This window comes from uncultured Marinobacter sp., from assembly GCF_963974375.1.
Classification (GTDB): Bacteria; Pseudomonadota; Gammaproteobacteria; order Pseudomonadales; family Oleiphilaceae; genus Marinobacter.
Genome location: NZ_CAXBDN010000237.1, coordinates 1 through 6807, shown reverse-complemented (window position 1 = coordinate 6807; position 6807 = coordinate 1). Strand labels below are relative to the sequence as shown.

Genomic DNA, 6807 nt, shown 5'->3' with positions numbered 1-6807 from the left:
TGAACGCCGACCGGATCCAGGTGGTGGATGTGGGTGCCCACATTGCCGGCCGGATGCACACCGTCGAACTGATGCACTTCGACAGCGTCAGATTTCGGGACCGGAACGTCGCTACCGGGCTTGCCGGTCACGAAGACCTTGCCCTGAGTCAGTCTGGTCAGCAGCAAAAGCCCCTTTTCAAAGGCCTTGCTCTGTTCCTTGATGATCACCACCGGATCAGCTGCCAACGGGTTCGTATCCATTACTGACACGAAAATGGAGTTGGGCGTCGAATCGATTTCCGGGACTTTGCTGTAGGGTCGGGTGCGGAATGCCGGCCAGAGACCCGACGCCACCAGGTTGTCAACGACCTGCTGGCGCTCCAGGGCTGACAGATCAGCGTCGCTGTAGCGGGCGAAGGTTTCAGCGTCGTCGCCGTCAACCTCGATAACAATGGATTGGAAAACCCGCCGTTCACCACGGTTGATTTCCTTGACCACACCGGCGGCCGGTGAGGTGTAACGAACGCCTTGAGTCTTCTTATCCGTAAACAGCAGCGAGCCGCGCTTGACGCGGTCTCCCTCTTTCACTTCCATCGTCGGCTTCATGCCGTTGTAGTCAAAACCGATCAGCGCTACGTGGCGTACCGGCTTTCCTTCTGAGATGGTCTGTTCAGGAGTGCCGCTGATGGGAAGATCCAGGCCTTTTTTGATGTGAATCATTTAGCCTCGCCCAATCATCAGGAACAAAACAGTGGATTATCACGCCCGACCCCTGCGGCCCTGGTTCCCCCTGCTGGTCACCCCGGTGCGTTGCCCGGATAATGGCAGATCGGTTCGGCATTGCGCCCGTAACCGGTCAATTGCAGGAAAGATGAGAAGCGGGTGCAGACGTACCCAAAATCGCGCCAATTATAGAGATTAAGGCAACCTATTTCCACCGTAACCAAAAGTAGTTTGCGGGTTTCGCGGAAATGAGCATTCCTGAAAGCAGAAAACCCCGACAGCCAAAGGCCGCCGGGGTTTACCTGTAAAACGCATTCGTTAACTTTCGGTCAGCTCCGCCAAAGGGACATCAGTCCCGGGCGCGCTTCGGGAAGATCGGAAAGGTCACGCCTGCCATCTGGTTGACACAGCGTATCACCTGAGCACTGTAGCCGAACTCGTTGTCATACCAGACGTAGAGGATCAGGCGCTTGCCGTTGGCAATGGTGGCCTGGGCATCAACGATGCCGGCGTGACGGGAACCCACGAAATCGCTGGATACCACCTCCGGTGAGTTCACAAAATCGATCTGCTTCTGCAACTCGGAATGCAGCGCCATTTCACGCAGATAGTCGTTGGCCTGCTCTGCTGTGACTTCCTTGCTCAGGTTCAGGTTCAGAATCGCCATGGAGACGTTTGGCGTCGGCACCCGGATGGCGTTACCACTGAGTTTGCCTTTCAGTTCCGGCAGTGCTTTGGCCACAGCCTTGGCGGCTCCGGTTTCAGTAATGACCATATTAAGGGCCGCACTGCGACCACGACGGCTGCCCTTGTGGTAGTTGTCGATCAGGTTCTGGTCGTTGGTATAGGCATGCACCGTCTCCACATGACCATCTTCGATACCGTATTCATCGTAAATGGCTTTCAGAACCGGCGTAATGGCATTGGTGGTACAGGAGGCCGCGGACAGAATCCGGTCTTCGCTGGTAATGGTATCGTTATTGATGCCATACACGATGTTCTTGATATCACCCTTGCCCGGCGCTGTCAGAATCACCCGACTGGCCCCCCTGGACTTCAGGTGCCGGCCAAGGCCTTCTTCGTCGCGCCACATACCGGTGTTATCAATGATGATGGCGTTCTTGATGCCGTACTCGGTGTAATCCACCTTGTCCGGACCATCAGAGTAGATCACCTTGATAAAGTTACCGTTGGCAATAATGGCCGAATTTTCCTCGTCCACGGTAATGGTGCCGTTGAAAGGCCCATGAACCGAATCACGGCGCAGCAGGCTGGCCCGTTTTTCCAGATCGCTGTCAGCACCACCGTGGCGAACCACGATCGCACGCAGGCGCAGATTATTGCCACCGCCCGCTTTTTCAACCAGAATCCGCGCCAGCAACCGGCCAATGCGGCCAAATCCGTACAGCACCACATCCTTGGTTTCGTTCTCGGCATCTTCTTCGGACTGAGTGCCATACTGCCCGACGATCGGGGCGATTTCCTCACGCAGGAAATCCTCCAGCGACCGGCCATTGCCTTCGTTCTTGAACTTCACTGCCAGCTTGCCGATATCAATATGGGCGCGCCCCAGCTCCAGTCGGTCCATGGCCTCCAGGAGCGGCAGCGTGTCGTGTACCGAAAGTTCGCTGTCTTCCACCTGACGCACAAACCGGTGCGCCCGCAGGATACCAATCACCGACTGGTTGATGATGGCGCGGCCATAGACGGAGGTAACTATGTTGTTTTTGCGGTACAGACGACCGATGAGTGGAATCATCGCTTCAGCGGTAGATTCCCTTTCGGTCCAGTTGGACAGGTGCTGGTTGATCTGTTCGTGACTCACGCTTGAACCTCTGCAGTTGGCACTCGGAAAAATGGGGTGCGTATTATCTAACTTAATGCCGCTGATCGCAAACTGCACCCTGCCATGACAGAACCGCCTGTGAACGCTAGAATATGCGCCCCCGCTGACCAGCCGCCTGCATACCAGCGTCTGCGGGGCAAACCCGCAAAAACCGCCACAGGAGATTCCAAGGCCGATGACTTCCGGTAGTGTTGCCAGCAAGGCCCTGATCGCTCCACCGGCCCCGGTCAAATCCGCGGATCACAGGGTCTGGACTCATCTTCACGGCAGCAGTGATGCCCTGGCGATCTGTGAAAGTGCCCGCCAGTTCCCGGGCCTGACCCTGGTCATCACCCGCAGCACCGAGGACGCCCTGCGCCTGGAGCAGGCCATCCGTTTTTACCTCGGCCTGCCAGTGGACGAAGACCAGCCTGCCACCAGCAGCGACGGCCTCGAACTGCTGTCGCTGCCGGACTGGGAAACCCTGCCCTACGACCTGTTTTCGCCACATCAGGACATTACCTCACGGCGGATTCGCACGCTCCACAAGCTGCCCCGCACCCGGCGCGGCATATTGGTGGTGCCGGCCCGGACCCTGATGCACCGGCTGGCGCCGTCAGATTACCTGCAGGGCAACACCCTGCTGCTGGAAGTCGGCCAGACCCTGGAGCCGGAGCGCTGGCGCCTGCAACTGGAGGCCGCGGGCTACCGCCACACCGATAACGTCTATGAGCATGGCGAATACGCCGTGCGGGGCGCCATTATTGATCTGTTTCCCATGGGCGCCAGTCAGCCCTACCGGATCGACCTGTTTGACAACGAAATTGAAACCCTGCGCACCTTCGATCCGGAAACCCAGCGCTCCAGCGAGCGGATCGAACGCATAGAATTGCTGCCAGCCTACGAATTCCCCTGGAGCAAGGACGCCCGTTCCGGCTTTCGTAATCGCTGGTTTGAGTACTTCCCCCATGCTGACAAGGCCTCTCCGGTCTACCAGGACGTCACTCAGGGCATTACCCCGGCCGGCATCGAGTACTACCTGCCCCTGTTCTTCGAGAGCAGCGCCACTCTGTTTGATTATCTGCCGGGAGAAACCCTGGTATTCACCGCAGAAGGCCTGGATGAAGCGGTCGAGCACTTTCGCAGTGACACCGCCAACCGTTATGAAGAGCGGCGCCACGACCTCATGCGTCCGATTCTGCCCCCGGCAGAGCTGTTTCTGCAGGTTGAGGAACTGTTCAGCAAGCTGCGCCAGTACCCCCGGGTAACCCTGACCGAAGGCGAAACCAGACGCTCAGGTGTCGGCATCAGCTCCTGCGGCGGCCAGCCTCTGCCGGAAGTTGCCATGGACGGCAGGGCCAGTGATCCGGCCCTCAGACTGCGTCAGTTTATCGAAAGCTTCCATGGTCGTGTGCTGATCTGCGCCGAGTCATCCGGTCGTCGCGAAGCGCTGCTTGAAAGCCTGCGGGACTATCACCTTGCTGCAGAAACGGTCGCCGGCTGGCAGGATTTCCTGACCCGGACCGACGTCACGCTGGCGATCACCATCGCCCCCATGGAGCAGGGCCTGCTGCTGCCGGATCAGGGCCTGGCGCTGATTACCGAAACCGCCCTGTTCGGCGAACGGGTGCTGCAGCGCCGGCGGCGTGAAAAGCCCACGGAGATAGACGACTCCGGTTACCGGGACCTCTCGGAACTGCGTATCGGTGCCCCGGTGGTGCATATTGACCACGGCGTCGGCCGCTATCAGGGCCTCGAGACCATTACCGTGGACGGCGACGCCAGTGAGTTCCTGATGGTGGAATATGCCGGCAACGCCAAGCTCTATGTGCCGGTATCCAGCCTGCATCTGATTTCCCGCTACACCGGCAGCGACACCGAACACGCACCGCTGCACAAGCTGGGCACCGACCGCTGGAGCACGGCGAAACAGAAAGCTCTTGAAAAAATTCGCGATACCGCGGCAGAACTGCTGGACGTCTACGCCCGCCGGGAGGCCCGCAAAGGCTTCCAGTTCCAGGACCCGGAAGAGGCCTACCGGCATTTTGCGGCAGGCTTTCCGTTCGAGGAAACGCCTGACCAGCAGGCCGCCATTGAGGCGGTTATCGGCGACATGACCAGCGAGCAACCCATGGACCGCCTGGTCTGTGGTGATGTGGGTTTCGGCAAAACCGAAGTGGCCATGCGGGCAGCGTTTGTGGCCACCTGGTCCGGCAAGCAGGTAGCCGTACTGGTGCCCACGACCCTGCTGGCCCAGCAACATTACGAATCCTTCCGGGACCGATTTTCTGACACTGCGGTCACCGTAGAACTGCTCAGCCGGTTCCGCAGCACCAGCCAGGCCGCAAAAACCATGGCCAATGTTGAAAGCGGCAAGGCGGATATCGTGATCGGCACTCACAAGCTGCTGCAGGGCGATATCCGCTTCAAGAACCTGGGCCTGGTGATTATCGACGAGGAACATCGCTTCGGAGTTCAGCAAAAAGAGCGACTGAAGGCCCTGCGGGCCGAAGTGGACATGCTGACCCTCACCGCAACGCCGATTCCGCGAACCCTCAATATGGCAATGGGGCATCTGCGGGATCTTTCCATTATCGCCACCCCTCCGGCCCGCCGGCTGTCCGTGAAAACCTTTGTGCGGCAGCGGGACAGCGCCATGGTCAAGGAAGCCATTCTGCGGGAGATCCTGCGGGGTGGTCAGGTCTACTTCCTGCACAACGATGTAGCCACCATCCAAAAAACCGCCGGGGATCTCCGCACTCTGATTCCCGAGGCCCGGGTGGGCGTGGCCCATGGCCAGATGCGGGAACGGGATCTGGAACAGATCATGTCGGACTTCTACCACAAGCGCTTCAACGTGCTGGTGTGCACCACCATTATCGAGACCGGTATCGACATTCCCAGCGCCAACACTATTGTCATCGAACGGGCCGACAAGTTCGGCCTGGCGCAGCTGCATCAGCTGCGGGGCCGGGTCGGCCGTTCGCACCACCAGGCCTACGCCTATCTGCTGACCCCACCACCGAAATCAATCACCGCAGATGCCCGCAAACGGCTGGAAGCGATTTCCGAAGCCCAGGATCTGGGCGCCGGTTTCATGCTGGCCACCCACGATCTGGAGATTCGGGGTGCCGGTGAGTTGCTGGGTGAGGAACAGAGTGGTCAGATCGAGAGCATCGGTTTCACCCTGTACATGCAACTGCTGGACGAGGCAGTCAAGGCCATCCGCGAGGGCCGCACCCCTAACGCTGACCTGCCGCTGAGTCACGGCACCGAAATGAACCTGCGGATACCGGCGCTGATACCGGACGATTACCTGCCGGACGTGCACAACCGTCTGATGCTCTACAAGCGCATTGCCAGCGTGAAGGACGACGCAGCATTAAGAGAACTTCAGGTGGAAATGATTGACCGCTTTGGCCTGTTGCCGGATCCTGCCAAAAACCTGATGCGTCAGGGCAGCCTCAGGATTCGCGCCGAGGCCCTGGGCATTGTGAAGGTGGACGCGGGCCGCGAGTGGGTGAAGCTGGAATTCGGTTCCAGCACTCAGGTCGATCCCCTGAAAATGGTGAAAAAAGTACAACAGGCCCCGGACCAGTACCGTCTTGAAGGTGCCAACAGCTTCGGGTTCCGGCTGAAAGACAGCAGCACCGATGGTAAACTCAGCGCTATCGGGCAAATCCTGGACGAACTGGCCTGAGCGGTCACCCGGGCAACCATGCCAAATGGATTAACCATCAGGAGATAAGCCGTGCACAAACCCTCGCTTACGCCCAGCATTGGCCTGCTGGCCCTATTGCTGCTGCTGACAGTATCACTGCCCGCTCTGGCGCAAGACAACTACCGTGCCGAAATCATCATCGTCGAGCGACTTGCTCACCCCGGTTTTCACGAGCGCATGGCCTTCCGGAAACCTGAACCCTCAGATACCAGCATCCGAAAGCTGGTAGTAACGACCGGCAGTGGTGACCGCAGCTCTGATCTCAGGCTGGTGCCCAACAGCAGCCTGAGCCTGAACGAAGCCGCCAACCGGCTGGAAAGCAGCGGCAACTACCGGGTACTGATGCGGGCAGGATGGGTACAGCGTTTCCCGCCGGATTTTCAGGGCGAGGACCTGCGGGTTGAAATCGGAGAGGTCTTACCGGGTGGTGATGGTCGGGCGGTGGAAGGTTCCATCCGCATTGACCGCCAGCGTTTTCTCCATGTTAACGCACAGCTCAACCATTGGCGGCCGGCGGGGGCAGGTAGCGCCTCTGGCAACGGCGAGGCCACAGGCAA

Annotated in this window: 3 protein-coding genes and 1 pseudogene; 2 read left to right on the top strand and 2 right to left on the bottom strand. The window is 59.2% G+C overall.

What is annotated here, in order from left to right:
- Both AAC035_RS16785 and AAC035_RS16780 read right to left on the bottom strand, forming a co-directional pair.
- Window positions 1-701, bottom strand: a pseudogene (locus AAC035_RS16785) (NADH:ubiquinone reductase (Na(+)-transporting) subunit A); the annotation flags it as partial.
- A gap of 352 nt (window positions 702-1053) precedes the next feature.
- Window positions 1054-2529, bottom strand: coding sequence for a glyceraldehyde-3-phosphate dehydrogenase (locus AAC035_RS16780; protein WP_339806168.1), 1476 nt, complete (start codon window positions 2527-2529; stop codon window positions 1054-1056).
- 196 nt (window positions 2530-2725) lie between these two features.
- Between AAC035_RS16780 and mfd the strand changes: the two genes are divergently transcribed.
- Entirely contained in the window at window positions 2726-6229 is a 3504-nt protein-coding gene (gene mfd / locus AAC035_RS16775) for a transcription-repair coupling factor (RefSeq protein ID WP_339806166.1), read from the top strand.
- A 51-nt stretch (window positions 6230-6280) separates the two neighbouring features.
- On the top strand, window positions 6281-6807 hold a 527-nt coding region (locus AAC035_RS16770), incomplete at its 3' end, for a CsiV family protein (protein WP_339806164.1).

Excerpts from the sequence above, each read along its gene's own strand:
- mfd (WP_339806166.1), top strand. The coding sequence starts at position 2,726 with ATGACTTCCGGTAGTGTTGCCAGCAAGGCCCTGATCGCTCCACCGGCC.